This is a genomic window from Hydrogenophaga sp., from assembly GCF_018780075.1.
In the GTDB taxonomy this organism is placed as follows: Bacteria; Pseudomonadota; Gammaproteobacteria; order Burkholderiales; family Burkholderiaceae_C; genus Hydrogenophaga.
Genome location: NZ_JADMKB010000116.1, coordinates 16,183 through 41,382, shown reverse-complemented (window position 1 = coordinate 41,382; position 25,200 = coordinate 16,183). Strand labels below are relative to the sequence as shown.

Here is a 25,200-nt window from a genome sequence, read left to right as displayed (position 1 = left end):
TTGGGTGAAGGGTCAAATGCCTGTGAGTCCGCCCGTGCACAGCACGGTCTGGCCACTCACGTAGTCGGACTCGGGAATGCAGAACAGGTAGGCCGCACCGGCGGCCTCCTCCGGCGTACCAGCCCTGCCTAGCGGGATGCTGCGCTCCAGCATGGCCATCAGATCCGGGTTCACGCCCACCTTGATCTCACGCCCCTCGACCTCGATGGTGGCGTTCCCGTCCGAGGTGGCCTCGGTCGCACGGGTCTTGATGAGGCCATAGGCCACGCAATTGACCGTCGTATTCAAGCGGCCCCATTCCTTGGCCAGTGTCATGGTCAAGCCCATGATGCCGGCCTTGGCGGCGGAGTAGTTGGCCTGGCCGGCATTGCCGAAGACGCCTGAAACCGAGGAGATATTGACCACCTTGCGCACCACGCGGCGGCCCGCCTCTGCGTCGGCCTGGCTCAGCGCGCGAATCACCGGCTGGGCCGCCCGCAGTATGCGGAACGGCGCGGTCAGGTGCACATCCAGCATCGCGTCCCACTGCTCGTCGGTCATCTTCTGGATGACATTGTCCCAGGTGTAGCCAGCGTTGTTGATGAGGATGTCCAGCCCGCCGAACGCGCCGGTGGCGGTGCCGATCAGCCGGTCGGCGAAACCGGCGTCAGCCACGCTGCCGCAGCAGGCCACCGCTTCGCCGCCCAGCGCGAGGATTTCCTCGCGCACGGTTTCGGCGGGCGCAACGTCAAGGTCATTGAGGACGAGCCTGGCACCTTCGCTCGCGAGCTTGATGGCCATCGCACGGCCGATGCCCCGCCCAGAGCCGGTGACCACAGCCACCTTGCCGCGCAACTTTTCCGACATCGTGTGCTCTCGTGTTTACTGGCTGTGTGCCGCCTCGGCATCGTAGGCGTCGGCGCTGCCTTGCTGACGCAGGATGGCACGCTGGATCTTGCCCGTCGCCGTCTTCGGCAGACAGTCCATTTGGCGCAGGTAGCGCGGCTTGGCGAAGCGCGGCAACTGGGCGCTGGCCTGGCGGACGATGTCCGCCATGTCCAGCGTCACGCCTTCGCTGGGCACCAGGGCCAGCATCACCTCATCCTCGCCACCCGCACCTTGCGCCGGAACGGCGTAAGCCGCAACTTCGTGGATGCCGGGCAACTGGCTGACCACGGCCTCGACTTCCGTAGCCGAGATGTTTTCACCACGGCGACGGATGCAGTCCTTGATGCGGTCCACGAAGGTGATGAGTCCTTGCGCGTCCCGTATGCCCGCGTCCCCGGTATGGAACCAGAGGTTGCGCCATGCTTCGACCGTCTTTTCCGGAACGTTCAGGTAGCCTGCCATGAAGCCGAAGGGCACCTTGGGCCGCACCAGAATTTCGCCGACCTGTCCGGCGGGCACGGGCACGTCGGTTTCGGGGTCGGCGATGCAGATCTCGAACCGGTCCTCATGCGTCCACCCGGCAGCGTTCGGCGCCGCGTGCCCGATGCGCCCCCAGATGGGAATGCCGACCTCGGTCATGCCGAACCCGGACAGCACGTCCTTCACACCGAAGCGCTCGCGGAACACGGCCTCGTGCTGCGCCGGATTTGGCGCGCTCAGGCTCGCGCGCAGGCGGTGGTCGCGGTCCTGTCCTGTAGGCGGCTGGTTGATGACGAACATGGCCGTCGTGCCGAGGTGGTTGGTCAATGTGGCGCCGCTGCGCCGGAGGTCGCTCAGCCAGGTTCTGGCGCTGAACCGCTGCTTGAGGAAGGCCGGGATGCCCGCCAGCACCGTCGCCCCCAGCTGCATGAACAGGCCGTTGGCGTGGAACAGGGGCAGGCAGATGTAGTACTTGTCGGCGGCGGTGATTTCCAGGCTGCGTATGGCCCCCAGCCCGATCAGAGCGCAGTGGCAGTGCGGCATCAGCACGCCCTTGCTCGGCCCGGTGGTACCGGAGGTGTACATGATGCAGAAGATGTCCTCGGGTCGGGGAGCAGGGCCTTTCCACGCCGCGCAGGCGCTGCTGTCCATCCAGGCCACCTGACGCCAGCGTCCGGGTACGGCGGCGGGCGCGTCGCCCACCACGATCAGGGTGCGCAGGTGGGGCAATTCGTCCGCCAGGCTGGCGATGTGCTCGACCAGCACCGCGTCCACCACGATTGTGGCCAGTTGGCAGTCGTTCAACTGGTGGCGCAGGAAGGAGGAACGCAACTCGGTGTTGAGCATCACCGCCTTGGCCCGCAGGTAGCCAACGCCGAACGTGGTTGCTACCATGGCGCAGCTGTTGGACATGAAGATGCCGACGCGCTCCTCGGGCTGCACGCCCAGCTGGTGCAGGAAGCGGGCAAACCGCTGGCTGGCTTCTAAGGCCTGCCCGGCGGTGAGTGCGTTCCCCTGGCTGTCTTCCAGCCAGGGCGCACCGGGGTGGCTGGCGGCCCATACGCGCAGGGCATCGGTCAGCGTGCAGGCGTGGGGCTCGTGGATGCGGCTGTACATAGCCTTCTCTTTCTCCATTCCAGGAAATATGGATGCGCTGCGAGCTCAGACTTCGAGGTCCTGGAGCCAGGGGACATGGGACAGCGCCTCGGAGGGAACGGGTTCCAGCTCGGAACCCATCAGGCCGTTCCAGCGGTTGAACCAGCCGACGATGGCCACGCAGGACACGATCTCGACGATTTCCTCCTCGGTGAAGACCTGCCGGGCTTTCTCTATGGCCTGGGCCGGTTCGCGCACCGGCAGGCTACCGCCCGCGGTGGCGATGACCAGCGCCTTGCGCTCCTGTTCGGTGTACCGGGCGTCGTCCTGGTAGAACGGCAACGCGGCCAGTTTGTCCCAGCCGACGCCCAGGTGGTGGGCGGCATGGACGAGGTGCGTCGTCGTGTAGCGGCAGCGTGCGCCGCGCGCGGTTTCCGCCGCGATCAGGAAGCGCAGCGGCTCCGGGATCAGCCCGTCGCCGCGCAGCGTCACGCCCAGCAGTTGGAGCAGCGCAGGCACCACGCCGGGCTTGCGTGCCATGGTCAGCAGCGCATTCGGGCGGTAGCCAACGAATCCCACCAACTCTTCGAGCACGGGATCTTGGGAACGGGGGTCGTTTTCATGCAAGGGCGCAATGCGCGCGACGGTATGGGCGTTCATGGGCATGCATTGGCAGGGGGGTGATGTGGGCATGGCGCGGTCACGCCGCCGCGCCCGTCGTGATGAGGCCCTCGACGTGGTCGCGCTGCGCGTCCAGTTCCTGGGCCGTACCGGACCAGGCGACCTGTCCGTGGTCCAGCACGTACTGGCGGTGGGCCAGCTTCATGGGCACCTTGAGGTTCTGCTCCACCAGCACGATGCCGGTGCCCTGACGATGGACCTCACTGAACACCCGGACCAACTGGTCGACGATGACCGGCGCCAGCCCCTCGGTGGGCTCGTCGAGCAGCAGCATGCGCGGATTGCCCAGCAGGGCGCGGCCGATCGACAGCATCTGCTGCTCGCCTCCGGAAAGCTGGTCCCCGCCGAAGTCCAGCCGCTCCTGCAGGCGCGGGAAGGCGTCCAGTACCCGATTAAGGGTCCAGTGCCCCGGTTGGTGGGCCAGCGCGCCGATCTTGAGGTTCTCCAGCACCGACAGGTTAGGGAAGATCCGGCGCGTGTCCGGCACCAGCGCCACACCGAGCTTGGCGATGGCCTCGACACCCAGGCCTGAGATGTCCTGTTCGCCCAGCAGGCGACGGCCAGCCACCAGGGGCATCAGGCCGATCAAGGCTTTCAGCATGGTGGTTTTGCCCGCTCCGTTACGCCCGACGATGGCGACGATTTCATGGAAGTCGATACGCACGGAAATTTCTTCCAACGCCAGGGCTTGGCCATACCTGACGCTGGCTTTTTCAAGTTCGATCACTGCGCGTCCTCCCCCAGGTAAATCGACCGCACCGTTTCGTTTTTGCGAATGTCCTCGGGGGCGCCGCACGCGATGATCGAGCCGTTGCTCATGACCACGATTTCTTGCGACAACGACATCACCGCATCCATGTTGTGCTCGATCAGCAGCACCGTGCGCCCCTGCGCAGCCTTGCGTATCAGGGTCAGCGCGGCCTGGATCTCATGGTGGCCGATACCGGCCAACGGTTCGTCCAGCAGCAGGATCTTGGGGTCGGGCAGCAAGGTCACACCCAGCTCCAGCGAGCGCTGCAGGCCGTAGGGCAGCGTTCCAGCGACGGCGTCGCGGTGGGCTGTCAGCCCCGTCAGTTCCAGGATGGCGTCCAGTTGCTCGCGGAACTGCCGATCGAAGTGCCGGCTCATCCAGAAGGGCTGGAACCCCGGCCGCCGCGACTGGGCCGCGACCAGCAGGTTCTCAGCCACCGTCATCTCGCCGAAGATCTTGATGATCTGGAAGCTGCGCCCGATGCCCATGCGGGCCCGCTCGTAGGCGGAGCACTGGCTGATCTCCCCGCCGCCGCAGTACACCTTGCCCGCATGGCGCATCTGCCGCCCAGCCAGCACGTTCAGCAGCGTCGTTTTGCCCGCGCCGTTGGGTCCGATCAGGCCGTAGATACGCCCCTCCTCGAATACATGGCTGACGTCGTTGACCGCCTTCAGGGCGCCGTAGCTGACGGTCACCTCCTTGCATCGCAGTGCCGCCTGGCTCATCGCGCACCCCCGCGCCGGTTCTTCTGGTACGCCGCGAAGCCCTTCTCCAGCTCGCCGACGATGCCGCGCGGGAAAAAGATGGTTGCGAGGATGAACACCAGGCCCAGCACGCCGTACCAGTACTCGGTCCAGCTGCTCAGCCACTCCTTGAGCACCTCGAAGGCGATCACGCCGACGGTGGCGCCCCACAGCGAGCCGGAGCCGCCCAGCAGGGTCATGATGATCACGTCCCCCGAGGTGGTCCAATGCAGCATCTGCGGGTTCATGTACATGAGTAGCGAGGCCAGCAGCGCCCCAGCCAGGCCGCTCAGGCCGCCCGAGATCACGAAGGTGATCTGCTTGTAGCGGTTGACGTTGAAGCCCAGTTGGTCGGCGCGGGTTTCGTTACCTCGGATCGCCGCGATCACACGGCCGAAAGGCGAACTGCGCAGCGAGATCACCACCAGCATGACCAGGGCATACACGCCCAGCACGAACCAGTAGTAGTGGACGGGGTCGTAGAAGTCGATGTCCAGGAAGCTCGGGCGCTCCACACCCGAGATGCCGTCCGACCCGCCAGTGAAGCCGCGCAGCTTGCTGTCCGCCAGGATGAAGATCAGCTGGGACAGCGCCAGGGTCACCAGCGCGAAGAAGATACCGGAGACCCGCAGCGCGAAGAAGCTGAACAGCAGGGCGAACGCAGCCCCCACGCTGATGGCCAGCCCTACACCGACAGAGAACGGTAGTCCGTACTTCTGCGTCGCCAGGGCCACGGCGTAGCCGCCAACTCCGAGGAAGGTGGCATGCCCGAAGGACACCATGCCCAGCGCGCCGAACACGAAGTCAAAGCCGATGGCGAAGATCGCCCAGATGGCCGCCAGGGTGACCAACTGGATCAGCGCCTCCCCCGGGTGGAGGAAGGGCAGCAAGATGCCTGCCGCGGCCAGCAGCAGACCAAAGCAGATGTCGAACAGAGAGAGTTTCATGCCGTCCTCGCCGCGCGGTAGAAAAGGCCCTGCGGGCGCGTCAAAAGGGTGCCGATAAGCAGCACAAAGGTCATGATGTCCACCCAGCCCGGCAGGTACACGTAGCCGAGTGCGCGCACCATGCCGATCAGCATGGACGCGGCGATCACCCCCCGGATGTTACCCAGCCCTCCCAGGATCACGACGATAAAGCAGTCGATGATGGTGTTGGTCGCCATGCCCAGTTCGATGGGGAACAGCGGCGCCGCGATCGCGCCCGCGAGGCCCGACAAACCGCAGCCGGTGGCAAAGACCGCCATGCGGATCGCGCCCACCGGCAGGCCCAGGATGCGCACCATTTCCGCGTCGCTGCTGGCGGCCCGCACGAGCATGCCGAAGGTGCTCTTTTCCAGCACCAGGTACAGGCCCATCGAGACGATGGCGCCGAACCCGATCACGAACAGCCGGTACATCGGGATCGTGCTGCCCAGCATGTCCACGGTGCCGGCCCACAGCGGCGGAATCGCCACTTCCTGGTAGCCGGGTCCCCAGACGAAGCGCACCACGTCGCTGAGGATCAAGATCAGTCCGAAGGTCAGGATCAGCTGGTAGAAGTGCGGGCGCTCGTAAAGCGGGCGCAGCGTCAATTTCTCTATTACAGCGCCCGCCAGCGCGGTGAAGAACGTGGCGGCCAGAACCCCCATGAGAAACGAGCCCGTGCGCCGCCCCGTTTCATACGAGACGTAGGCGCCCAGCATATAGATGGCACCGTGGGCGAAATTGATCACGCCCAACATGCCGAAGATGAGCGTCAGGCCAGCCGCCAGCAAAAACAGCAGCATGCCCAGGCTCAATCCGATCACGATAGTTGACATAGCGATTCATCAAGCGCGGGAGGCCCCTGGCCTCCCGCAACAGGCCTCAGTTTTTGCAGGGCTCGAAAAGCTTCTCTTCGGCGAAGACCTTGGAGATCTTCATCGTCAGCGTAGGGGCTGGCGGGGTGCCCTGCACAACCTCGCCCCAGAAGCCCGGCTGCAGGGCCTGGTGGTCGCACGCGCGCATCGTCTTCTTGCCTTCCACAGAGTTCTCGCGGACGCTGGCGGCGAAGGCATCCACCCACTTTTCCTTGTCCCAGGATCCAGTCTTCTCCACCGTGTCCAGCCACCATGCCATGCCGTCGTAGGCCTCCCCGGCCGTCATGCTGGGGAAGACGCCGAACTTCTTGCGATATGCCTCGACGAACTTGCGGTTGGCGGCGGTGTCGATGGTGTGGTCGTAGCGCAAGCCGGTATTGACGCCCAGCGAGGCCTGTCCCACGGCCGCCGCCATGGTCTCATCGGAGGCCACGGGTCCGAAAAGTACCTTGCTTTTACCCAGGTTCACCTGGCCGGCCTGCTTGAGCAGGGTGACCACGTCCGAACCCGTCAGCATCAGCAGCACGCCGTCGGCATCGGACTTGGCGATCTTGTCCACGATGGACGAATAGTCGCGGTTGCCGAGGGGCGGAAAGTCCTCGCCCACGATCTGGATGCCATTGGGGCCGAGCTGCTGCTTGATCCACTCGAAGCCGTCACGGGTGGCTTGGTAGTCGGCGGTGACGGCGTAGATCTTCTTGAGCTTCCTGTCCTGCATGTACGCCAGCGCCATGCGGTTTTCCATACCCAGGGTGTTCGACGTGCGGAAGGTGTAGCGGGAGCCGCCGGGCACGGTGATCTTGTCGTCCGCTGAGATGGTGACAAGGTGGGGCACCTTGCGCTGCTTGGTCAGGTTCATAACCGCCAGCGTGGAGGCGGAGCTGAGTGCGCCGAAGATCATGTGCGAACCCTCGGAGATCAGCTTGGTGGCCTTCTGCACTGCCGGCTGGGGCTTGGTCTCGTCGTCCTCCCAGGTGATTTCGATCGGTACTCCCAGCACCTTGCCCCCGCGCTCTTCGACGGCGATTTGCACGCCCCGGCGCATGTCCTCGCCCAGTAGCCCGTAGGGGCCGGAGAGCGACAGCACGCCACCAATCTTGAACTTCTCGGGCTTGGCCTGAGCGTACCCGTTGGACACCAGCCCCATGGCCGCCGCTGCGGCGACCACCATGCTCTTCTTGAACCATTTCGTAACGCTATCCATGATTTGTCTCCTGTGTTTGTTCACCATGCACTCCAAGTCAGCCGATGCGGGCGGATATGCCCCCATCGACCATGATTTCGGCGGAAGTGACGTACTTGGATTCGTCACTCGCCAGCCACAGGGCCGTGTAGGCCACATCCCATGCCTCTCCCATGTGGCCCATGGGACACTGCCGGTCCCGCTTGGCCATCGCTTCCTCCAGCGACGCCTCCCGATATCCGTCCGCCAGCGACAGCAAGGGCTGGCGGACCATGGGCGTGTTCATCAGGCCGGGCATCAGCACGTTCGAGCGGATGCCCCGCTTGGCATATTCCAGGGCGACGCTGCGGGAAAAGCCGAGCACCGCGGCCTTCGAGGCGCTGTAGGACACGTAGGCCACGCCGCTGTCGCGCACGCCGGCCACCGAGCCGATGTTGACGATGCTCCCCCGGCCTTTCCTGAGCATCGAGGGAATCACATGCTTGCAAGTCAGGAACATGGAGGTGAGGTTGATGTCAAAAACCAGGCGCCAGTCCTCCAGGCTCTGCTCGACGACTCCGCCCAGGCGGGCGGTGCCGACGTTGTTCACCAGGATGTCGATGTCGCCGTAGGTGGCGATGCAGTCTTGGACCAGCGCCTCCACCGCGCCGGCGTCGGTCACGTCGCACTGGGCAACGCTCATGGCCCCGCCCTCTTCCCGCACGATCGCCTCGGTCTCCCGCGCTGCGTCCAGATTGATGTCGCAGCCATAGACCTCGGCTCCCTCGCGGGCGAACAACACCGCCATGGCCTTGCCATTGCCCCAGCCGGGGCCCGACGATCCGCAGCCGGTGACCAGAGCCACCTTGCCTTCCAAGCGTTTCACCATGTTGCGCCCCTCAGTCCGCGCGCCCGTACAGGGTCACCACAGTGGCGCCGCCCAGGCCCGCGTTGTGCTGAAGGGCCAGGCGCGCACCCTCCACCTGGCGCGCATCGGCGCTGCCGCGCAATTGATGAGTCAACTCGTAGCACTGCGCCAGGCCGGTTGCGCCCAACGGATGGCCCTTGGACAGCAGGCCGCCCGAGGGGTTGACGACGACCGCACCGCCATAGGTGTTGTTATCCGACTCAACGAAGGCCCGACCCTCGCCGACGGCGCAGAAACCCAGGCCCTCGTAGCTGAGCAGTTCGTTCTGCGCAAAGCAGTCATGCAGTTCGCACACGTCGATGTCCTGCGGCCCCACCCCTGCTGCTTCATAGACTTGGCGGGCGGCCTCGCGCGTCATGTCGAAGCCCACGACGGAAATCGCCGACATGTCGGCGAACGTGGCAGGGCCGTCGGATACCAGCGACTGGGCCAGCACCTGCACGTTGGCGCCCAGCCCCATCTTCTGAGCGAACTTCCTGCTCACGAAGACGGCTGCGGCAGCGCCGCAGGTCGGTGGGCAGGCCATCAGGCGGGTCATAGCGCCGGGCACCAGAGGTGAGCTGGCCAGCACCTCATCCACCGTTACTTCCTTTCGGAACAGCGCCAGCGGATTGCGCGCGGCGTGGCGGCTGGCCTTGGCGCGGATCCTGGCAAAGGTGTCCAGCAGGGTGCCGTACCGGTCCATGTGCTCCTTGCCCGCCGCGCCGAAGTAGCGGATCGCCATGGGCAGCTCGGGGTGCCCGAAGACCTCGTCCATCACCCCGTTGAAGCGGTCGAGCGGATCGGGCCGGTCTTCCCAGTAGGCCCGCAGGGCGCCGGCGGGCATCTGCTCGAAGCCCACCGCCAGGGCGCAGTCCGCCGAGCCGTTGGCCACGGCCTTGCGCGCCAGGTACAGGGCCGTGGAACCGGAAGAGCAGTTGTTGTTGACGTTGATTACCGGCACGCCGGTCATGCCGACCTCGTAGACCGCGCGCTGGCCGCTGGCCGAGTCGCCATAGACGTAGCCCGCATAGACGTCCTGCACGTCGGAATAGGCCAGGCCCGCGTCCTGCAGCGCCTCGCGGATCGCCTGCGCGGCCATTTCCGGGTACGGCAGGTTGTCTCCGGGCTTCTTGAAAGGGGTCATGCCGACACCGGCAACGAGAACGGGCTCTTGCATTGCGATACCTCCGGGTTGAATTACCAAACGTGCGTTGAATTGAAGCGCGCAGTGGTCAGGAGACCATCCGCTCCTGCGCGTGCCAATACTTCTTGCGGACTTCCTTCTTCAGGACCTTGCCCACCGCGCTGCGCGGCAGCTGCTCGACGATCTCGACCTCCTTGGGCGCCTTGACGCTGCCCAGGCGGTCCTTGACGAACTGGATGAGCGCCTGCGACTCCACGAACTGGCCCGGGCGCAGTTCGATGACCGCCCTGACGGCCTCGCCCCACTTGTCGTCGGGCACGCCGATGACGGCACAATCCTTCACGGCCGGGTGGGCCATGACGGCAGCCTCGACCTCGGACGAAAAGACGTTGAAGCCGCCCGTGACGATCATGTCCTTTTTGCGATCGACGATGAACAGAAAGCCCTGTTCGTCGAAGTAGCCGACGTCGCCCGTGCAGTGCCAGCCGTGGCGCTGCACTTCGGCAGTGGCATCGGGATTCTTGTAGTAGCCCGCGGTCACGATGTCGCCCTGCGCGACGATCTCGCCCACGGCCCCCGGCTGGGTGAGCAGGTTGCCGTCGTCATCCATGATCGCCACCCGCGTGAAGGGAAAGCGGCGCCCGGCGCTCAGCAGGCGCTGGCGGGGCGCCACCTGCCCGTCCACGAAATGGTCCTCGACCCGCAGCACAGAGATGGCGCCGGGCACTTCCGCCTGGCCATAGATCTGCAGCATGACGGGACCGAACACTTCAATGGCCTCCGCCAGTTTGTCGGGCGACATGGGCGCCGCGCCGTACATGAGGTAGCGCAGGGCAGAGAAGTCGAAATCACGCACGTTGGGCTGGGCCAGCAGTGTGTAGATGACCGTCGGCGGCAGGAACAGCATGTTCACCCGCTCCCGCTCGATCACCTGGAGCAGCTTCTGCGGGTCGATGCCGTCCATCAGCACGACGCGCCCGCCGCGCACCATGAAGGGCATCGACACCAGCCCCGCCGTGTGCGTGATGGGAGCCGCGGCCAGCACGGTCATGCGGTCAGTCACGGCCATGGCCGACAGGTGGTTGGCCATGGTCGCCGTCAGGTTGCGGTGGCTGAGCATGACGCCCTTGGAACGCCCCGTGGTGCCGCCGGTGCCCATGATCATGGCCAGCCCCTGAGGCTGCAGGGGCGCCGCGAACAGCTCGGGCGAATGGCCCTGGACCAACCGGGCGACCGACAGGTCCGGCCCCTGCTCATCGTCCAGCGCGATGCAATGGCGAATGCGGGGCAACTTGCCGCGGATCTCCGCGACCTGGCTCGCATAGCGGGCCTGGTAGAAGAGAACGTCGCAGTCCATGTCCTGCAGGAACTCGATGTTGGCCTCTACCGCGTTGCGCGCGTTGACGGGCAGCCAGACGCCCCCGGCACGCAATACCCCCAGCAGCGCCGTGAAGGCAGCCCCGGCATTGCCGCTCAACACAGCGCCATGGAAGCCCGGTGAGAGTCCCAGGGCCTGCAGCCCCCTGGCGATCTGGCAGGTCAACGCTCCGGCCTGCGCGTAGGTGATGGCCGGAGCCCCACTCTCGCAGTCCACGAAGCACGAGGCGTCCGGGTGACTGGCAACGCCAGCATCGAAGAAATCCAGCAAATTCATCGCGGCAGCTCTCCGTTCATGCCTGGGCCGGGAGCCCGCAATCGTTGACAATTTGCGTGTTTCCAGCACGGGCAGGCGGGTTGCACCTCTGCCCTGGGAAGCATTGAATACATGACATTTTTTCGGTACCAATGAAGATAAATTGGTACCATTAGACATGTCTTCACGGTACCAAGTCAATTGATTTGGTACCAAACTTCATCAGGACAAACCCGTATGAAAAAGAAGCTCACGGACGACGAGTTCTTCGATGCGCTCACCAATCTGCTGCTGGCGGAGGGCATCAAGGGCATGACGGTAGGTGAGATCGCTGCGCGGATGCACTGCTCGCGGCGACGTCTCTACGACATCGCACAGACGAAAGAGGAGATCTTCTGTGCGGCAGTGAAACACTTCTTCGACGGCATCCTGGCTCAGGGCGAAGCGCTGATCGAACGTGAGCAAGACCTGACGGCTGCGCTTGCCGCCTACCTCGGCGTGGGCGTCCGTGCTGCCAGCCGCATCGGCGTCCAGTTCCTGAAAGATGTGGAGGACTCCGCAACCGCCCGAAGCATCTTCGACCGCTACCAACAGGCGCGCACCGTGAGACTGTCCCAACTGATCGACGAGGGGGTACACCAGGGCGTCTTCGCGCCTTGCCACGGACTGGTGGTGTCCGAGCTCATCCTGGGAGCCGCACTGAGGTTGCGCCGCCCCACATTCCTCGCCCAGGCCGACCTGACCATCGAGGAGGCGTTCCAGGAGTTCTACCGGGTATTGCTGGGTGGGCTCCTGATCGACTCAGCAGCTCCCAAAATGGGTCACGGCGGCGTGCGGTCAGGCCGGGCCACCGCTCGACGCACTTCCGCAAAGACAGATGTTGGCGCAGATGAAGTCGGCACGGTGCTGATGGCCGCCTGGAATCGCGATTAGTTGACATCCTCACCACCCTGAAGAAGCGGTGACTCCTTCTGAAACATACAGCGCAGGTGCAAGGAGCGGGACGTCAATGAACTCTCTGCCGCTATGGTCAGCTGGCGGTTTGAAGGACGGCGTGGGGTCGAGCGCGTGATCTCGGCGCTTTGAGGAGAAATCATGTCAGTGACGAGGTCGGCGGTGCCTTTCGAATCAGTCATCCCCGCCGCTGGCAGCGCGGGTGCCCAATGACTCCAATGTCGCCGGGCCCGTGAGTTCAGCGTGTCGCTGCGGCGGACAGCAATCGCTGCACAGTAGCCACTCCGGTCACGGTGGCGTCGTTGAACCAGACGACTCAAACTGGAATGCGTCATAGGGGCACCAAGCATAGTTTTTCGTAGACGCTTTGCGCGGTGTGAATCGATAATGCGCCCGGGTCGGCCTTAACAGTCGGCCCTCCTCCCTGAAAAGTCGTGTGACAGCGACTTTGCTTTGCCCGGCCCTCGCGCCGGGCGTTCTTTTTTCTGGGGTACCGGATAGAACCCGTTTTCTGCAAAGCATGTATCTGCTGGAAAACAGCCCAAATCCAGCAGCGAAACAGGCGCATCTCAGTCCTACATTGACCTCACAGCACCCAGCGAGATGAAGTGACCTTCACCTCCAGCGGATGCGGAAACTGTGAGGTGTCTGATGGACTTCGTCCCCGATCGGCTACAGCGACCAGATCGACTATCTGGAGGCGCACAAGCGGGCACTGGACTTGGGAAGCTCCGGAGAGCGGGTGCGGCAGCAACTGTTCTTGCTCTGGCGACAACCGGGCAGCTTGGCTTCGCTCTCGTCCTTGACGCAAGTGCCATTGAAGCCTCATCGTTTGCTGCTCTCGCCAGTGCTTGCGCGCCACAAGTCCATCTGACCACGGCATATGCGCTCGTCTTTGTAGAGAGTGCCTTCAACCCCTGGGCCATCGGCGTGGTAGGTGGTGCGTTGCGCCGCCAGCCCAACAACCGGGATGAAGCACTGGCCACCGCGCACCAGTTGTTCTCCGACGGACACAAATTCAGCGTCGGCCTGGGGCAGATCAACGTGGGCAACTTCCGGCGTCTGGGGTTGAACACCAGCAGTGCCTTCGACCCCTGCCAAAACCTGTCGGCCATGCAGTCCGTGCTGACGGAATGCTTCGAGCGAGCCGGGCAGTCTCGGGGTGGCGCTGACACCCGGCAGGCCGCTCTGCGCAAAGCCCTCTCCTGCTACTACAGCGGCAACTTCTCGACTGGCTTTCGCCATGGCTATGTGCAGAAGGTCGTCTCTGCGGCCCGATCTCTGTCCCTCCCTCGTTCCCACCCGTCATCCAAGGAGCCATCATGAACCGCCAAAAACTGTCTCAAGGCCAGGTCCGCGCCCTCAGCCTGTTGATGTTGCTGCCACCCCAGGTCTGGGCGCAAGGCTTCGACAAGGTGAACACGACGGTCACCAACGTCAACGCAATCCTGGTGACGATCTCCGTGGCCGTGGTGACGATCGCGATCATCTGGGCCGGCTTCAAGATGATCTTTCAAGGCGCGCGCCTTGCCGATGTGGCCAACGTGCTCATTGGCGGCACGCTGGTGGGTGGGGCCGCGGCCTTTGCCAGCTACATCGTCAGCTGACGGCTGAAGGTGCAGACCATGCAAGCCGAAGCGATTTACAAGGGTGCCACGCGCCCTGCCATGAAGCTGGGCATTCCGCTGGTGCCGCTGGTGATCCTGTTTGGCACCGGCATGTTGCTGATCATGTGGGGCGGCATCCTGGTGAGCTGGTGGATCGCGCTGGGCGTGCTGCTGTCCTTCGTGCCCACCCTCTTCTGGATGCGCTGGGTGACATCCCGGGACGACCAGCGGTTTCGGCAAATCTTCATCGCACTCAAGCTGCACCTGCACGACCGCAACCGGCGGTTCTGGCGCGCGCGCAGCTACTCACCCACCCTTTTCCGGGGAGCGTCCGATGTCTGGCATCTTTGACCGCTTGGGCAAAGGCTCACGTCGCACGAAGCGGCGCGCTGAGACGGGTGGCCCGCAGCCGCGCCATTGGTCGCAGGCTCTGGCGGAGAACCCATTGACAAGGTTCGTGCCCTTCTCGTCACTGCTGAGCGACCACGATGTGATCACCCGTGGTGGCGATTTCCTTCGGGTGTGGCGGCTCGATGGCGTGGCGTTCGAGTGCGCCGACGACTACCTGGTCTCGGAACGGCACGAGGCGTTCTGTAGCCTGCTGCGCAACCTCTCGGGTGGCCAGTGGGCCATCTGGACCCACCGGCTGCACCGCAAGATTCAGGACGCGCTGACCGACCCAGCGGAAGACGGGTTTGCCAAAGACCTGTCGCAGGCCTATCAGGCGCACCTGAACCAGCGTTCGATGATGAGCAACGAGCTGTACCTGACCTTGGTCTACCGGCCCACCTCTTCCCGCATCAGCCGGGCGCTGCAGTCGCCGCAGCGGTCCAAGGCCGCCATCGCGGAGGCTCATGCCGAAGCGCTGCGCGTGATGGAGGAGCGCACCGCGTTCGTGCACCGGGTGCTGCGCGGTTTTGGTCCGCAGTTGCTGGGGGTGCGTGAACAACGAGGTCGCCTTTATTCGGAAGTCGCCGAGTTTCTGGGTTACCTGGTCAACGGGTACTGGAAGCCCGTGCCTTTCACGGCCGGACCATTGCACCGCATCCTGCCCTCGACCCGTCTTTCGTTTGGCGGTGACAAGCTGGAGCTTCGAAATGGGGACCAGCGGCGCTGCGCGGCCCTGGTGGACATCAAGGAATACGCCGACGCCGTTGAGCCGGGCATCCTCAACGCGCTGCTGTACGAAGACAGCGAGTTCATCGAGACGCAGAGCTTTTCGATCCTGCCGCGCCGCGAGGCCACCCGAGCATTGGAGCTGCAGCGCGATCAGCTGATCGCCAGCGACGATGTCGTGTCCAGCCAGATTTCGGACATGGACGAAGCGCTGAACGAACTGGGCGACGGCCAGTTCTGCATGGGTGAGTACCACTACAGCCTGGTGGTCTTCGGCAACCCGGGTGAGGACAGCCTGGCAGACGCTGGCCGCCGTGCGGCACAGGCCATCGGCGCCGTGGGTGAGTCGTCAAGCCTGCAGATGTCGCCGGTGGACCTGGTGGCCGACGCCGCCTGGTTCGCCCAGATGCCGGGCAACTGGCAATGGCGCCCGCGCGATGCCAAGTTGTCTTCCCGCGCCTTCGCTGCCCTGGCCAGTGGGCACAACTTCGCGCGGGGTAAGCGCGACGGCAACCCTTGGGGCGAAGCGCTGGCCCTTCTGAGGACGCCCTCCGGTCAACCGTTCTACCTGAACTTCCACAGCAGTCCCGACGGTGAAGACTCGGCCGACAAGAAGCTGCCCGGCAACACCATCATCATCGGGTCCACCGGGGTTGGCAAAACCACGCTGGAGATGTTCCTGCTGGCACTGACGCGAAAGTGGGACCCAGCACCCCGACTGGTGTTGTTCGATCTGGATCGGGGTTGCGAGATTGCCATCCGTGCCATGAACGGCCGGTACTTCACACTCGAAGCGGGCAAGCCCACGCACCTCAACCCGCTGCAGCGCGATCCCACGCCGGCCCGCATCCAGTTCTGGGAACAGCTGGTGCGCACCTGCATCGCTACCCCCGCACTGCCGCTGCTGCCGGCCGACGAGCGCGCCATCGCCGACGCCGTAAAAACGGTGGCGATGATGCCGACAGCCCTGCGCCGCTTCTCGACCATCCGCCAGAACCTGCCCAAGTCCGGTGAGAACAGCCTGTACGAACGGCTGGGCCGTTGGTGCGAGGGCGGCGCACTCGGCTGGGTGTTCGACCAGGCCAACGATCAGCTGATGGATCTGCAATCCGCCTCGATCATCGCTTTCGACACCACCGAGTTCCTGGACCTGCCCGAGGTCCGCACGCCGGTCATGCTGTACCTGCTCCAGGTGATGGAAGAGCTGGTCAACGGCGAGCGGCTGATCTATGTGATCTCGGAGTTCTGGAAAGCGCTGGACCACGAGATCTTCAGCGACTTCGCCAAACAGAAGCAGAAGACCATCCGCAAGCAAAACGGGCTGGGCATCTTCGATACGCAGAGTCCCTCCGACGTGCTGCGCCACCCCATCGGCCGCACGATGGTGGAACAGAGCGTCACCAAAATTTTTCTAGCCAACCCGGAAGCGGTGCGCGAGGAATACGTGGAGGGCTTCGGGCTCAGCGAAGCCGAATTCGGCATCGTGCGCAGCCTGGGTGCACAGGGCGGCCGACGCTTCCTGGTCAAGCAGGGGCACAGCAGTGCGATCTGTGAGCTGGACCTCAGCAACTTGCAGGACTTCGTGACCGTGCTGTCGGCCACCACCGACAACGTCGCCCTGCTGGACACCGTTCGTGAACAACACGGTAACGATCCGTTTCTCTGGCTTCCCGTGTTGTTGCGCGAGGTTCAGGATCGCAAATCCCGCAACTCCAGGAGAGCGTCATGAACCGATTCCACACCTTGCCCGTCGTGTTGACGCTTGCCGTCTTCAGCGCGAACGCCAATGCCCAGTTCGTCAAGGGCAACGAGGCTGTGAGCATCTCGGCCATCGGTGAACGGTTGGTTGAGTTGGCAACGCTGCCGAGCTCGGGACCCATCCGCAAGTCCAAACCTTGCCTTGCTCAAGCGGGTTGCCACGCAGGCCCTTGGCACATGGTTGAGACGCGCGACGGATTGCAAGAATGCACCGAGGTCTATGCACGTGAGGGCACTTGCCGCAAGTCGAGCTACGGCACGACCAAGCTCTCGCGCATCTGGGTCGTGAAGGTCAGCGGCCAGTGGCTGCAGTGCCAGCTTCCCGATCTGGGCAGCAAGTGCGTCAAGGTCTTCGCGCCACCCCCGACCAACCTGCCCTACCCGGCGGTGCAGTAAGGAAGCGATGCCATGTTCGCCTGGGTCGGTTCCAACTTCGATGCGATTCTCAGCACCTACGTGCTGGGCGTGGTTTCCTCGCTCATGTCGGCGATCACGCCGATTGCGTTGTCGGCGATGACGGTGTGGGTCGCACTCTACGGTTGGGCGGTTCTGCGCAATGAGGTGTCTGAAACCGTGCCCACCTTCGTGTGGAAGGTCTTCAAGATCGGGCTGGTGCTGGCCTTTGCTTTGCAGTCGGGCTTCTACATCAGCAACGTGTCGGACACCGCCAATGCGCTGGCCATGGGCGTGGCCAACACCTTTCTGCCTTCTGGTGTTGACCCCGCCACGATCAGCTCGCCCTACGCCTTGCTCGACAAATTCAACGACGACGCCAGCGCCCAGGTGGCCGACATCATGAAAGAGGCCAGCGTGCTCCGGCTGGACCTGCTGCTGGCCGGCGGCATCTTCTCCATCGGCACTGTCTTCTTCCTCTGCATCGCTCTTTTCGCTATCACGCTGGCCAAGCTGTTTCTGACCTTTGTGATCGCCATCGGGCCGCTGTTCATCCTGTGCCTGGCCTGGCGCCCCACCGCGCGCTTCTTCGACAGCTGGTTGTCGATGGTGCTGAACGCTGTGGTGCTCACCTGGTTTGCCTTCTTCGCGCTGGGTCTGAGCGCCTACATGGGCGCCGCCATGTTCAAGGCCATCAACGACGGTGGCGGTTTCCTCGGCAGCACCTTCAACGTGCTGGGCGAAGCCACCCGCTACTGCGTGCTCATGATCCTCATGGCCATCCTCTGCTTCCAGGCGCCCAGCCTTGCCTCGGCTCTGACCGGTGGTGCGGCCATTCAGCAAGGCGTGCAGATGATCCAGAACGCCATGATGGTTTCGGGCCTGCGCTCAGCCTCCTCAGCCCGATCAGCCGCCGCCGGTACAGGCGCTGGGGGCGTGATCCGTTCAGGCGCTGGCGCGGTTGCCACGGCTGGTGACGCCGCATCGGCCACGGGTCGATACGCCGGAAACATGGCCCGCAGGGGCTACGGAGCCGCACGGTCTGCGGCATACCGACTCGCCGCCTTGCGCGGCCGGTCTTGATCTCCCACTTGCCAAGGAGCACACCATGAAGTACCGCCTCAAGGTCGCCGCTGCCGTGTTGATTTCGCTGGGCGCCAGCCACGCGCGCGCCACCGGCATCCCCGTGATCGATGTCGCCAACCTGTTCCAGGCGGTGCAGCAGGTGATCAACGACATCACCCAGATCAACAACCAGATCCAGCAGATCAGACAGTTGCAGACCCAGATCGAGAGCATCAATGGCATGCGCAACCTGGGCGACGTGTTCAACAACCCGCTGCTCAAGAACTACATCCCGGCCGAGGCCTACACCTACCTCAACGCCATCAACACCTCGGGTTACAGCGGCCTCAACGCCACGGCCAAGGTACTGCGCGATGTCGGGATGCTCTACAACTGCATGGACCGCTCGGGCGACGCGCGCACCGAGTGCCAGGCCACCCTGGCGCAGCCGTACCAGCAAAAGGGGCTGCTGCAGGACGCCATGAAGTCGGCGGCCCAGCGGCTGGAGCAGATCCAGTCGCTGATGACCCAGATCAACGCCACTACCGACCAGAAGTCGGTGCAGGAGATTCAGGCCCGCATTGGCGCCGAGAACGCCCTGCTGGCGCACGAGTCCTCGCAAATCCAGATGCTGCAGAGCATGGCCGACAGCGAAGAGCGCATCGCCCGGTCCCGTGAGCGCGAACGCCAGTACCAGATGCTGGGCCGGACCGGCAAGGTGTCCGACTTCCTTCCGTAACCACCACCCCACCGGAGTCCCCCATGAGTGCCATCCTGATGTCAGGTGAGGCCGCCGCATGGCCGAAACAGCCCAAAACATCCCCTCCTGCGCCTGAAGCACCGTCGCTGCAGGCCAACCGGGACTGGGAAATCGACCGCGCCCTGATGCTGGAACGCTCCGAACGCCGGGCCTGGGCCGCCGCCGCAGCAGGTCTGGCGATTGGCCTGATCGGCATCGCCGCCGTCTTCGTGCAGGGACCGCTGCGCCAGGTGGTGGAGATCCCCATCGTGGTGGACCGGGTCACAGGCGAAACAACCATTCAGCAGCGCCTGAGCGAAGAAACCATTCCCGCCATGGAGGCACTGGACAAACACAACCTGGCCACCTTCGTGCGTTCCCGCGAAGCCTACAGCTGGATGTTCCTTCAGCGGGACTTTGACCAGGTGGCCCGCATGGCGGTGCCCGCCGTTTTCTCCGAATACAACCGGCAGTTCGAAGGCGACGGAGCATTGCAGAAGAAGGTCGGCTCCACCGAAGAGTGGCGCATCAACATCGTCGGCGTCCGGCTGCGCGCATCGGGCCGCAGCGGCAACCAGAGCGACGCCACAGTCACCTACGACAAAGTTGTTCGCATGACCGACCGCAACCTGCCGGATGTGACCACACGGCACGTGGCCAGCGTGGTCTACCAGTACCAGCCCAAGGTGCTGGCCAAAGAGTCGGACCGGCTGGAGAACCCTTTCGGCTTCGTGGTCACGGCCTACCGATCCGACCCCGAGATCAACACCCCGACCACGGGAGCGAAGCCATGAACCGCCCTGCACTCATCCTGGCGCTGCTGTCGTTGGCCTTGGCCCACCAGCCCGCCTCAGCGACTCAGCCCATAGGCAAGACCGATCCGCGCTTGCGTGAGGTGGTCTACGACGCCACTGCGGTGGTCACCGTCCCGGTCAAGCGCGGCATGGTGACGCTGGTGGAGTTCGACAAGGGGGAGGTCATCACTGAGGTGGCGGTCGGCCAGGGCGGTGATTGCAGCAAACCCGATGGCGCTTGGTGCGTGGCCGCCCAACCGGGCGGGCACCACCTCTACGTCAAGGCCAAGAGCGCCGCCGACGCGCCCAACAACCTGGCGGTCATCACCGACCGACGCTCACACATGCTGCGCTTTGTGGTCCTTTCGGACCATGACCGCCAGACGCCGGTCTATCGCCTGGCCATCCGGTCCCCCAAACCCGCAGCAGCCCCGCCCAGTCTGGCGGAGAGGGAACTCGCCGCGTTGGCGAGCCTGCCACCGATTCCACCCCCACCGACAGCCCTGCAGATCGTGGCGGAGCGCCTGGCGGCCAAACCCACCGTGCTCAACACCCAATACGCACTAGCCGAAGGCGCCGGCTCTGCGGACATCGTCCCCACGCTGGTCTACGACGACGGCCGCTTCACCTACCTGAAGTTCCCGGGCAACCGCGAGGTACCCGCGGTCTTCCACATGCTGGGCGACGGCAGCGAAACCTTGGTCAACGCCCGCATGGAGGACGACGCCCTGGTGGTGGACCGCGTCAGCCGCCGCCTGATGCTGCGTGCGGGATCGGCCGTGGTGGGCATCTGGAACGAAGCCTTCGATCTGGAGGGATCGGCAGCCAAGGGCGCCACCACGGTTCCGGGTGTACAGCGGGTTCTGAAGTCCGATTCCTCTGTATCGCCCTCAAGCACGGGAGCACAGCCATGACCGAGCAAGTCCATAGTTCGTCGGTACCGAACGACGAGTCATCGCCGCAGGACTGCGGAAACACCATCAGTCCCTTGCCGGGCGAAGCGGGCATTCCCAACGTGGCCCGGCGGCAGCCTCTCAACCTGTCCTGGAAGAACATCTCGGTCATCGGCCTGGTGGTCATCATGGTCGCAGGCATGAGCGGCCTGTACCTGTACCGCTACATCGACCACAACAGGGATGCAGACAAGGACAAGTCTTTGCTGAGGGATCGCCCCTCGGCAGCGGGCGCTGGCACCAGGCAGCTGGATATGACCCAGCCCGCTACACCTCGTGTGCCTGCATTGATTCCCACGCCCGCAGAAGCGGCTGACCCCATTGGGCTGCGGAACACTGGCACTGCCACACCGGCCGGACCCAATGCCCTCTCACCGGACGACGCTCCAGTGCTGGTGGTGTCGTCCCGCCCGGGCGACATCACTGGCGCCAGCGGCGACACAACGCAGTCGTCCAACGATCCGGCGGCGTCCACCTCCAAGCAACTGCAGGACTACCAGCGACGGCTGCAAGGGCTTCTGGACAACCTGACCCAGGGCAATGCCCTGCCGGCTGGGCTGGGTGGTTCTGCCACCGAGTCAACGCCGTCGCCTGACATCGTGTCGAGTCTTCGCTCCGCAGCGGCTGGCTTGTTCGGCGGCGAGCTACAGGGCTCTGCCACACCCCGGGTGAAAGCCACCACGCTGGGCGACCGCAGCCTCACCCTGCCCAAGGGCACAGCCTTCACTTGTGCACTCAAAACCCGAGTCATCAGCGCCACCTCGGGCCTGGTCGGCTGCCAAGTGCAGCGCGACGTGTACAGCGACAACGGCCGGGTGCTGCTGGTCGAGCGCGGATCACACCTGGATGGCGAATACCGCATCGCGTCGGTACGGCCCGGCACAGTTCGCATTCCAGTTTTGTGGACGCGAATCCGCACACCGCACGGCGTCACAGTGGACATCGAGTCGCCCGGCACCGGGCAGCTGGGCGAGTCGGGCATTGATGGCCACGTGGACAACCGGTGGGGCGACCGCATCGGTGCTGCCATGCTGCTGTCGTTAATCGACGACTCGGTCAAGCTGGTCATCCAGAACCAGATGCAGGACCGGGATGCAGACACCATCGTTCTGCCATCCACTACCGAAAACACCAGCAAACTGGCCGAAAAGGTGCTGGACAGCACCATCAACATCCCGCCGTTGATCTACCAGAACCAGGGTGGCATCGTCGGCATCTACGTGGCCCGCGACGTGGACTTCTCATCGGTCTACGCACTGCAGCCGGTCGAGCGATGAACGCCCTGCCCTTCACCGACGACGCCCAGCCGGACGGCTGGTGTGGCGATGCCACCTCGGTGGTCGAGTTCCTGCGCCCGCTGCGCGAACAGCTGGATGCTCCGGGGGTACTGGAAGTCTGCGTGAACCGCCCTGGCGAGCTGCAGGTGGAGACCGTGCAAGGCTGGCAGCAGGTAGACGCACCCAACATGACACAAGAACGCTGCCTCTCGCTGGCCACGGCCGTGGCCACCTACTGCGACCAGCAGATCAACCAGGAACGGCCCCTGCTGTCGGCCACGCTGCCCAGCGGCGAGCGCATCCAGTTCGTCATTCCGCCTGCCGTGACGCGCGGCACCGTGTCCATCACGGTGCGCAAACCATCGGAACTGATCAAACGCTTGGACGATTTTGAAAGCGACGGCCTGTTCAACCGAATCGATGAGCGCGCTGAAATGGGCGCCGATGACGACGGCCTTCAACTCTTTGAAAAGCAGCTGCTTGCGTTGAAAGCGGCCGGTCGCTATGCAGAGTTTCTGCGGCTCGCGGTGCAGAAGCACCAGACCATCGTGGTCAGCGGGAAGACCGGATCGGGCAAGACCACTTTCATGAAAGGTCTGGTGGAGGAGGTGCCACAACACGAGCGCCTGATCACCATCCAGGACACGGCCGAACTCACCCTGCCCAACCACCCGAACGTGGTGCACCTGTACTACAGCAAAGACGCACAGGGCATGGCGCGCGTGACGGCCAAGTCCCTGCTGGAAGCCTGCCTGCGCATGAAGCCCGACCGCATCTTCCTGGCCGAACTGCGCGGCGAAGAGTGTTTCTCCTTCATCCGCCTGGCCGCCTCCGGTCACCCTGGCAGCATCACCAGCGTACACGCCGGCAGCTGCGCCCTGGCGCTGGAGCAGATGTCACTCATGATCCGCGAGAGCAGCGCCGGGGGCGGCCTGCGTCTGGACGAGATCAATGGACTCCTGGGCATCGTGATCGACGTCATCGTGCAGTTCAACCGAGACGAACGGGGCCGCTACATCTCCGAGATTGCCTACGAACCGCGCCGCAAACGTTTCGCCACTGACGACAACCACTCTGGCAGCGCACCCGATGCGCAAGCCAGTCTGTTTGAAGGGGCGCCGACATGAGCGCGTTCTTGGCCCTGCCCATGGCGTCCTGGCCGACTGCGCGGAAGCTTTCGGCCAGCGTGTTCATGCTCGTCGGGATCGCTACGCTTGTGGGCGCTGCGTTGTACCTGTCGGCCGTGCTGTTCCTGGTTTTCAGCAAGGCAAACCCCAGGCTTGCGGGCTGGAACAGCATCCTTGACTACTGGCAGCTCTATGCTGATGTGCCAGTGCTTCGGCGGCGGCTGGTCACGGCCATCGGCATGGCGGGTTTTGCCACGCTGATCGTTTTGCCGAGCGCCCTGTACGCCGCCAGCCGCCCGCGCCGAGCCTTGCATGGCGATGCCCGCTTCGCTTCGTCGGCCGAGGTCAAGCGCGCTGGCCTGTTGCTCACCGACCAGCAGACCAACACCCCCAGCATCCTGATAGGCCGCTTCCGTGGCCAGTTCCTGGCCTTGCCCGGGCAACTCTCCGTCATGCTGTCTGCCCCCACCCGCAGCGGCAAGGGTGTCGGTGTGGTGGTGCCCAACCTGCTGAACTGGCCGGACTCGGTGGTTGTGCTCGACATCAAGGGCGAAAACCATGCCATCACGGCGGGCTACCGCGCCGCCCATGGCCAGGCTGTCTTCGCCTTCTCCCCTTTCGACGAAGAAGCCCGCAGCCACCGCTGGAACCCACTCACTGCGGTCCGCACCAGCACCTTACACCGCGTGGGTGACCTGTTGGGCATCGGCCAGGTCTTCTACCCCAACGACGGCAGCGGCACCTCGTCCGAGGCATTCTTCAACGACCAGGCCCGCAACCTCTTCCTAGGTCTGGGCTTGCTGCTGCTGGAAACATCCGACCTGCCCCGCACCGTTGGCGAAATGCTGCGCCAGTCTTCCGGACAAGGGCGGTCACTGAAAGAACACCTCAGCGGTTTGATCGAGCAACGTAAGGAAGCCGGAAAACCGTTCTCTGATGAATGCCTGGATGCGTTGCAGCGCCTGCTGTGCAACTCAGAGAACACGCTGTCCAGCGTGGTGGCCACCTTCCACGCGCCAATGACGATCTTTGCGGATGCGGTGGTCGATGCCGCCACCAGCGCCGACGACTTCGACCTGAGCCAGTTGCGCCGCCAGCGCATGTCGGTCTATGTGCGCATTCCACCGCACCGCTTGGCCAACGCCCGGCCGCTGCTCACCCTGTTCTTCTCCCAGCTCGTCAGCCTCAACACGCAGCACCTGCCGGAGCACGACAAGTCACTCAAGTACCAGTGCCTGATGGTCAATGACGAGTTCACCGCCATGGGCCGTGTGGGGATCATCACCCACTCCGCCGCCTTCCTGGCCGGCTACAACCTGCGCCTGCTCACCGTGGTGCAGGCGATGTCTCAGCTGGATGCCGTCTATGGCGACAAGGAGGCCCGCACCTTCGCCACCAATCATGGCCTGCAGATCCTCTTCGCCCCGCGCGAACAGCGCGACGCTGACGAATACAGCGCCATGCTGGGGCATTTCACCGAACGCGTCACCTCTCGGGGTCGCAGCCGCTCCTTCAGCGGTCACGGTCACAGCTCGGTCAGCCGCAACGAGAGCGAACAGCGCCGCTCCCTGCTGTTGCCACAGGAGTTCAAGGAACTGGGCTCCGAACGGCTGGTGGTGATCTGCGAGAACAGCAAACCGATCCTGGGCGAAAAAATTCGCTACCACCGGGACGAGGTATTTACGGCTCGGCTCCGTCCTGCCCCGGAGGTACCCCGGATGAACACGGACCTTCACCTGGCCAAAGTGCAGCAGCGCTGGCACTACGCCGACGACGAGCTTGCCGCAGGTGAAGGTCTGGACATGGAACAACTGGCGTACGACATAGACCAACTGCCCGCTCTGCATGACGGGCAAGCCGAAGAGGTTGCCGAGTCCGTGCTGGACTTCATCGTGGGTCCCAAGCCTGGCGACAGCGCGGCCGGCGGCGCAATCGAACCCCTACCTGACGACGACGGGGTGCTGATCACCAAGCCCAACGGGATCGAACGCGCCGACATCACCTGACACCTGGAGCACCACCATGCGAGCCTCAATCGCCTTCACTGCACCATTGATTGTTCTGCTCACCGCCTGCAGCTCGCCTCCCAAGCCACCCACCGTGGACGAATC

24 protein-coding genes are annotated in these 25,200 nt (G+C 64.3%); 13 read left to right on the top strand and 11 right to left on the bottom strand.

The features are described from left to right. Positions 1-12: 12 nt before the first annotated feature. From IV088_RS19315 to IV088_RS19265, 11 genes are read right to left on the bottom strand one after another with little or no spacing between them, the layout of a single operon-like run. Positions 13-846 carry an SDR family NAD(P)-dependent oxidoreductase gene (locus IV088_RS19315; RefSeq protein WP_291105477.1) on the bottom strand — a complete coding sequence of 278 codons (834 nt, stop codon included), beginning with the start codon at positions 844-846 and terminating at the stop codon, positions 13-15. A 15-nt stretch (positions 847-861) separates the two neighbouring features. Then, positions 862-2,463, bottom strand: a complete 1,602-nt coding sequence (locus IV088_RS19310; RefSeq protein ID WP_291105476.1) for an AMP-binding protein — start codon at positions 2,461-2,463, stop codon at positions 862-864. A 45-nt stretch (positions 2,464-2,508) separates the two neighbouring features. Further along, entirely contained in the window at positions 2,509-3,102 is a 594-nt protein-coding gene (locus tag IV088_RS19305) for a carboxymuconolactone decarboxylase family protein (RefSeq protein WP_291105474.1), read from the bottom strand. Between the two features lie 40 nt (positions 3,103-3,142). Continuing rightward, on the bottom strand, positions 3,143-3,850 hold the full coding sequence (locus IV088_RS19300) for an ABC transporter ATP-binding protein (RefSeq protein WP_291105473.1): 708 nt from the start codon (positions 3,848-3,850) through the stop codon (positions 3,143-3,145). Continuing rightward, a complete protein-coding gene (locus IV088_RS19295) occupies positions 3,847-4,569 on the bottom strand; it encodes an ABC transporter ATP-binding protein (RefSeq protein ID WP_291105472.1) in 723 nt (240 codons plus the stop codon). The genes IV088_RS19300 and IV088_RS19295 overlap by 4 nt, the downstream gene beginning before the upstream one ends. A 26-nt stretch (positions 4,570-4,595) precedes the next feature. Further along, complete coding sequence (locus IV088_RS19290) at positions 4,596-5,564, bottom strand: branched-chain amino acid ABC transporter permease (protein ID WP_291105471.1); 969 nt, start codon at positions 5,562-5,564, stop codon at positions 4,596-4,598. Continuing rightward, positions 5,561-6,418 (bottom strand): branched-chain amino acid ABC transporter permease, encoded by an 858-nt coding sequence (locus IV088_RS19285; RefSeq protein ID WP_291105470.1) that lies wholly within the window; start codon positions 6,416-6,418, stop codon positions 5,561-5,563. The genes IV088_RS19290 and IV088_RS19285 overlap by 4 nt, the downstream gene beginning before the upstream one ends. A gap of 46 nt (positions 6,419-6,464) precedes the next feature. After that, positions 6,465-7,688: an ABC transporter substrate-binding protein gene (locus tag IV088_RS19280; protein WP_291105469.1), complete on the bottom strand. Its 1,224-nt coding sequence runs from the start codon at positions 7,686-7,688 to the stop codon at positions 6,465-6,467. Positions 7,689-7,698: 10 nt separating this feature from the next. Continuing rightward, positions 7,699-8,508, bottom strand: a complete 810-nt coding sequence (locus IV088_RS19275) for an SDR family NAD(P)-dependent oxidoreductase (RefSeq protein WP_291105468.1) — start codon at positions 8,506-8,508, stop codon at positions 7,699-7,701. A 10-nt stretch (positions 8,509-8,518) separates the two neighbouring features. After that, the gene (locus tag IV088_RS19270) at positions 8,519-9,706 is read right to left on the bottom strand and encodes a lipid-transfer protein (protein ID WP_291105467.1); all 1,188 of its coding nucleotides are present in this window, start codon (positions 9,704-9,706) and stop codon (positions 8,519-8,521) included. A 55-nt stretch (positions 9,707-9,761) separates the two neighbouring features. Beyond that, the gene (locus IV088_RS19265) at positions 9,762-11,327 is read right to left on the bottom strand and encodes an AMP-binding protein (protein ID WP_291105465.1); all 1,566 of its coding nucleotides are present in this window, start codon (positions 11,325-11,327) and stop codon (positions 9,762-9,764) included. A 216-nt stretch (positions 11,328-11,543) separates the two neighbouring features. On the opposite strand from IV088_RS19265, the gene IV088_RS19260 reads away from it, so the two are divergent. From IV088_RS19260 to IV088_RS19200, 13 genes are all read left to right on the top strand, one after another. Continuing rightward, on the top strand, positions 11,544-12,239 hold the full coding sequence (locus IV088_RS19260; protein WP_291105464.1) for a TetR/AcrR family transcriptional regulator: 696 nt from the start codon (positions 11,544-11,546) through the stop codon (positions 12,237-12,239). A 672-nt stretch (positions 12,240-12,911) separates the two neighbouring features. Next, a complete protein-coding gene (locus IV088_RS19255; RefSeq protein ID WP_291105463.1) occupies positions 12,912-13,586 on the top strand; it encodes a lytic transglycosylase domain-containing protein in 675 nt (224 codons plus the stop codon). Next, positions 13,583-13,867 carry a TrbC/VirB2 family protein gene (locus IV088_RS19250; protein WP_291105462.1) on the top strand — a complete coding sequence of 95 codons (285 nt, stop codon included), beginning with the start codon at positions 13,583-13,585 and terminating at the stop codon, positions 13,865-13,867. Before IV088_RS19255 ends, IV088_RS19250 begins: the two co-directional genes overlap by 4 nt. Positions 13,868-13,885: 18 nt before the next feature. After that, positions 13,886-14,218 (top strand): VirB3 family type IV secretion system protein, encoded by a 333-nt coding sequence (locus IV088_RS19245; protein WP_291105461.1) that lies wholly within the window; start codon positions 13,886-13,888, stop codon positions 14,216-14,218. 4 nt (positions 14,219-14,222) lie between these two features. Beyond that, a complete protein-coding gene (locus IV088_RS19240; RefSeq protein ID WP_291105495.1) occupies positions 14,223-16,712 on the top strand; it encodes a VirB4 family type IV secretion/conjugal transfer ATPase in 2,490 nt (829 codons plus the stop codon). Then, positions 16,709-17,137 (top strand): hypothetical protein, encoded by a 429-nt coding sequence (locus IV088_RS19235; protein ID WP_291105459.1) that lies wholly within the window; start codon positions 16,709-16,711, stop codon positions 17,135-17,137. The genes IV088_RS19240 and IV088_RS19235 overlap by 4 nt, the downstream gene beginning before the upstream one ends. 12 nt (positions 17,138-17,149) lie before the next feature. Further along, the gene (locus IV088_RS19230) at positions 17,150-18,217 is read left to right on the top strand and encodes a type IV secretion system protein (protein WP_291105458.1); all 1,068 of its coding nucleotides are present in this window, start codon (positions 17,150-17,152) and stop codon (positions 18,215-18,217) included. A 25-nt stretch (positions 18,218-18,242) separates the two neighbouring features. Continuing rightward, positions 18,243-18,938, top strand: a complete 696-nt coding sequence (locus tag IV088_RS19225) for a type IV secretion system protein (RefSeq protein WP_291105457.1) — start codon at positions 18,243-18,245, stop codon at positions 18,936-18,938. 23 nt (positions 18,939-18,961) lie between these two features. After that, on the top strand, positions 18,962-19,732 hold the full coding sequence (locus tag IV088_RS19220) for a type IV secretion system protein (RefSeq protein WP_291105456.1): 771 nt from the start codon (positions 18,962-18,964) through the stop codon (positions 19,730-19,732). After that, positions 19,729-20,646, top strand: a complete 918-nt coding sequence (locus IV088_RS19215; protein ID WP_291105455.1) for a TrbG/VirB9 family P-type conjugative transfer protein — start codon at positions 19,729-19,731, stop codon at positions 20,644-20,646. Before IV088_RS19220 ends, IV088_RS19215 begins: the two co-directional genes overlap by 4 nt. Next, positions 20,643-21,962 carry a type IV secretion system protein VirB10 gene (gene virB10, locus IV088_RS19210; RefSeq protein ID WP_291105453.1) on the top strand — a complete coding sequence of 440 codons (1,320 nt, stop codon included), beginning with the start codon at positions 20,643-20,645 and terminating at the stop codon, positions 21,960-21,962. Before IV088_RS19215 ends, virB10 begins: the two co-directional genes overlap by 4 nt. Next, positions 21,959-23,089 (top strand): P-type DNA transfer ATPase VirB11, encoded by a 1,131-nt coding sequence (virB11, locus tag IV088_RS19205; protein ID WP_291105451.1) that lies wholly within the window; start codon positions 21,959-21,961, stop codon positions 23,087-23,089. The genes virB10 and virB11 overlap by 4 nt, the downstream gene beginning before the upstream one ends. Next, positions 23,086-25,095: a type IV secretory system conjugative DNA transfer family protein gene (locus tag IV088_RS19200; RefSeq protein WP_291105449.1), complete on the top strand. Its 2,010-nt coding sequence runs from the start codon at positions 23,086-23,088 to the stop codon at positions 25,093-25,095. Before virB11 ends, IV088_RS19200 begins: the two co-directional genes overlap by 4 nt. Positions 25,096-25,200 lie beyond the last annotated feature (105 nt).